At 66.2% G+C, this 4,547-nt stretch carries 4 protein-coding genes and 1 pseudogene; 2 read left to right on the top strand and 3 right to left on the bottom strand.

What is annotated here, in order from left to right:
• Together WCE35_RS13535 and WCE35_RS13530 are read right to left on the bottom strand one after the other, a co-directional pair.
• On the bottom strand, window positions 1-577 hold a 577-nt coding region (locus WCE35_RS13535; protein ID WP_424593858.1), incomplete at its 3' end, for an ABC transporter ATP-binding protein.
• Between the two features lie 2 nt (window positions 578-579).
• Complete coding sequence (locus WCE35_RS13530) at window positions 580-1,713, bottom strand: MlaE family lipid ABC transporter permease subunit (RefSeq protein WP_424593857.1); 1,134 nt, start codon at window positions 1,711-1,713, stop codon at window positions 580-582.
• A gap of 260 nt (window positions 1,714-1,973) precedes the next feature.
• Between WCE35_RS13530 and dgcA the strand changes: the two genes are divergently transcribed.
• Window positions 1,974-2,969 (top strand): N-acetyl-D-Glu racemase DgcA, encoded by a 996-nt coding sequence (gene dgcA / locus WCE35_RS13525; RefSeq protein ID WP_424593856.1) that lies wholly within the window; start codon window positions 1,974-1,976, stop codon window positions 2,967-2,969.
• On the opposite strand, the gene WCE35_RS13520 is transcribed toward dgcA, so the two are convergent.
• Window positions 2,939-4,135, bottom strand: coding sequence for an MFS transporter (locus tag WCE35_RS13520; protein ID WP_424593855.1), 1,197 nt, complete (start codon window positions 4,133-4,135; stop codon window positions 2,939-2,941). The genes dgcA and WCE35_RS13520 overlap by 31 nt on opposite strands.
• Before the next feature lie 75 nt (window positions 4,136-4,210).
• Here WCE35_RS13520 and WCE35_RS13515 point away from each other — a divergent pair.
• Window positions 4,211-4,547: pseudogene (locus WCE35_RS13515) on the top strand (hypothetical protein); the annotation flags it as partial.

Genomic DNA, 4,547 nt, shown 5'->3' with positions numbered 1-4,547 from the left:
GTTGCAGAGTCCGCACCAGCTCGTCGAAGTCGCCGGCGCCGATCGGATCCAGACCCGAGGTCGGTTCATCGAGGAACACCAGTTCGGGATCGAGCGCGAGCGCCCGCGCCAGCGCCACGCGCTTGATCATGCCGCCGGACAGTTCCGAGGGGTAACGGTCGGCGACCTCGGGCCGAAGCCCGACCATGCCGAGCTTGGCCACCATGATCTCGTCGAGCAGCCGCTGCGAGACGTTGAGATATTCGCGCACCGGGAACTGGATGTTCTGCCGCACCGTGAGCGAGGAAAACAGCGCGCCCTGCTGGAACAGGATGCCCCAGCGGCGTTCGACGCCACGCCTTGCCGCGGCATCCGCGGCGTCGAGATCGACGCCGAACACCTCGATGCGTCCCCTGATCTTGGGCACCAGCCCGATGATGGTGCGCGTCAGCACCGATTTGCCGGCCCCCGACGGGCCGACGAAGCCGAGAATCTCGCCGCGCTTGACATCGAGGTTGAGCCCGTCGAGCACGCGCGTCGAACCGAACTGCACGGTGATGTCGCGGACCCGGATGATGGCCTCGGATGTCTGGGGCATGGTCACATTCCGATCGAGGCGAAGAAGATCGCGAACACGCCATCCATCACGATGACCAGGAAGATTCCCTTCACCACCGAGGAGGTGGTGTGCTGTCCGAGCGATTCGGCGCTGCCCTGCACCGCGAGCCCCTCGACGCAGGCCACGATGCCGATCACCGCCGCCATCACCGGCGCCTTGATGATGCCGACGATGAAGTGGTCGATCGAGATGGCGTCGCGCAGCCGCAGCAGGAACGCTTCGGGATCGACGCCGCCATAGAGCCACGCCACCAGGCCGCCGCCATAGAGCGCGGCCATCGCGCCGAGGAACGCCAGGATTGGCAGCGCCAGCACCAGCGCCAGCATGCGCGGCAGGATCAAGACCTCGATCGGATCGAAGCCCATGGTGCGCAGCGCGTCGATCTCCTCGCGCATCTTCATCGAGCCGAGTTCGGCGGTATAGGCGCTGCCGGAGCGGCCCGCGACCATGATCGCCACCAGCAGCACGCCGATCTCGCGCAGCACCAGCACGCCCAGCATGTCGACCACGAAAATATCGGCGCCGAACCGGCGGAAATGGAAAATGCCCTGCTGCGAGATGATGCAGCCGATCAGGAACGTGATCAGCACCACGATCGGCACCGCGCGCCAGCATACCTGCTCCATGTGATGCACGGTCGAGGTCAGGCGGAAGCCGCGGGGGTGAATGACGACGTTGGCGGCCGCGGCGAGCACCGCACCAAGCATATCGACCAGTCCGACCAGGGTGGCGCCGATGCCGACCACGCTGCGGCCGACCTGATCCAGCATGCCCGTGATCGTCACGGTGCTGGCCTCGACCGCGGGGGCGACCCTCACCCGGCGCACCTCGTCGACGAGACTCGAATAGTTGGCGGACAGCCCCGCAATCTTCGCCTCCACGCCGCCCCGGGTCAGGCCGCGGCGAAGCCGCTCGATCAGCCAGGCGCCGAACGTATCGAGCCTGGAGACCTGCGACACGTCGATGAAAATGTTGGGACGGGTGCCGCCGAGCTTTTCGGCGTCGGCAACCAGCCGTTCGAGCACGGGCGCAAAGCGGGCTGTCCACGTCCCCGCGGCGCACAGCGCAAGTCCATCACCTTGGGCTATCCGCTCCAGTGTCGGCTCGCCGCTCACGATGCCCACCCTTTGGCCGGCCCGCATCTGATCGAAAATGAAACTGCCGACACGCCGCGTTGCCTTGTCAGATCAATCGTTAGATCATGATCCGATGAATCATGGTCTAGTGCTTGATTATTTGAGCATGATCTCCGCGCAAACGCGTTCCGCGTTTGTCGCGAGGGAAAACCGGTATCCACTTTCCGGATCATGCTTTAACCAGCCACAATTGGTTGCGCCGGGCAAGCCAGCGGTTCAGAGAATTGCCAGATTTTAAAATGACTTCCACCCTGTCCCGACAGCTTTCCGCCCGGATCGAGCACTGGCCGATCGCGGGTTCCTTCACGATCAGCCGTGGCGCCAAGACCGAAGCCGTGACCGTGGTGGCGGAGGTCAGCCACGGTGGCCTGACCGGGCGCGGCGAATGCGTGCCCTATCCGCGCTACGGCGAGACCCCGGAGGGAACCCTGGCTGCCCTCCAGGCGATGCAGGAACCGCTGTCCAGAGGGCTCGACCGGCGCGCCCTGCAGGCCGCGATGCCGCCCGGCGCCGCCCGTAACGCGCTGGACTGCGCATTGTTGGACCACGAGGCCAAAAGCGGGGGTCGGCGGGTCTGGAACCTGCTTGGCCGGCCTGCCCCGCGGCCCTGCACCACGGCCTATACGATCTCGCTGGGGACGCCGGAGGCGATGGCGGCGGCGACCGCCCGGGCCGCGCATCGGCCGCTGCTCAAGATCAAGCTCGGCGGCGACGGCGATGGCGAGCGGATCGCGGCGGTGCGCAAGGCCGCCCCCGCATCCGAACTCATCGTCGATGCCAACGAGGCCTGGACCTCGGACAATCTGGCGCAAAACCTCGCCGCCTGCGCCGATGCCGGCGTGACACTGGTGGAGCAACCGCTTCCCGCCGGCCAGGACGAGGCGCTGGCGCGGATCAGGCGGCCGCTCAAAGTCTGCGCCGACGAGAGCGTGCATGACCGCGCCTCGCTCGATCGTCTTCGCGGGCGCTACGACGCCGTCAACATCAAGCTCGACAAGACCGGCGGGCTGACCGAGGCGCTGGCGATGGCGGATGCCGCGCAGGCGCTCGGCTTCGAGATCATGATCGGCTGCATGGTCGCGACCTCGCTGGCGATGGCGCCGGCGATGCTGCTCGCGCCACAGGCGCGCTTCGTCGATCTCGACGGGCCGTTATTGCTGGCGCGCGATCGCGACGGGGGGCTGCGCTACGACGGCAGCATGATCTATCCGCCGGAAGCGGCGCTGTGGGGGTGAGAGAGCCGGTGCCGCGCCAGCCACATCACCAGCGCGCCCGAGGCCGCCATGGCCGCCATCACGTAATAGATGCCTTGGCCGTACCGGGCATAGATCATGCCCGACAGGATTGCCGTGCTGCCGGCGACGATGCCGCTGCATGCGGCGAGATAGCCCTGCCCGCGCGCCATCACATGGCCGGGCACATGACGCACCATCAGGCCCATGGTGCCGACCTGGGTGAGCCCGAAAGTCAGCCCATGCGCGAGTTGAACGACCGCAAGGATCGCGATCGGCGGATCCTGGGCGGTCATCACCCAGCGCGCCACGGCGCTGATCGCGGCGATCACCACCAGCACCGCTGGCTGCAGCGCGAAGCGCGGCGACAGCGCAAAGACGACGATCTCGGCGAGCACGCCCAATGCCCACAGGCCTGCAATCGTCAACCCGCCATAGCCCGACTGCTGCCAGGCGATCGAAGCGAAAATGTAGTAGGCGGAATGACTGCTCTGGATCAGTGCCGACGTCACGATGATGGCGAGGAAGCCGGCGTCTCGCAGCAGCGCGCCGGCGCCGTGCTGCTGCGTCGCGCCAGCTTTGGGTTGGTCCAGCGGCTGAAGTCCGAGGCTGACGAAGGCGCCCAACGCCGCCACCGACGCGATCACCCAGATCAGGTTTTTGGCGGCGATGATATCGACCAGCAGCCCGCAGGCGAGCGCACCGGCGACGAAGGCCGCCGAGCCCCACAGTCGTAGCGGACCGTAATCGAGGCCGTAATGCGCCACGCCCCTCAATGCATAGGCATCGGTCATCGGCACCGTTGGCGTCCACATGCAGCAGACGATAACGTAAGCGAGCAATACCAGGGCGGGCTGATGCTGGGTGCCCATCATCGAAAACCCCAGCGCGCTCACGAAGGTGGCGATGACGATCGCGCCGCGGAGCGATTGCCGCCTTTCGGCAAGGCTTGTCACCAGGGGTAGAACCGTGAACCGCGTCACCGACGGCACCGCCGTGATGATTCCGATCCAGAACGAATCAATCCCGACCGCCTTCAACCACACCGTGAAAAACGGCAGGTGGGTACCCACCAGGCCGAACATCGTTGCGTAAAACAGGGCCAGCCCGAGCGCGAATCGCTTCGATGCCGGGCGAGAAGCGATGGGGATTGTTGATTCGGTCGGCATCAAATCAATTGCGATTCGCTCGATATCGTGTTGATCGTTAGCGCAGCGCGCGGTGATTTGCGCGAAGAGTTTGACATGGCCGACGAAGTATTCGCCCTTTCGCCGATCTCAGCCCGCGCGGCGCTGCCGAGCGAGGAGGATTACGCCGCGATCAGCGAAGCCTTCATGGAGACCGCACGGGGCCGCTGGTTTCTCGGCGAATACGCCAAACGCAACCGCAATGCCGATACGAGCATGGTGCTCGATGCGGTGGCTCGGATCGAGGAAAGCCTTGCCGCGCAGCGGCAGGCGACCGCGGCCGAAGACGCCGGACTGGCGCTGGCCGAAGCCCTGACCGGAATCCTGGCCGCGATCCGTGACGCGGTCGAGGCGGCCGAGGGTTCCGCGATCGGGGCGTTCGATGGCCTCGCGC

This window comes from Bradyrhizobium sp. (assembly GCF_049691595.1).
GTDB lineage: Bacteria > Pseudomonadota > Alphaproteobacteria > Rhizobiales > Xanthobacteraceae > Bradyrhizobium.
Note: the sequence above shows the minus strand (reverse complement) of the source record. Positions and strands in the feature narration are given on the sequence as shown.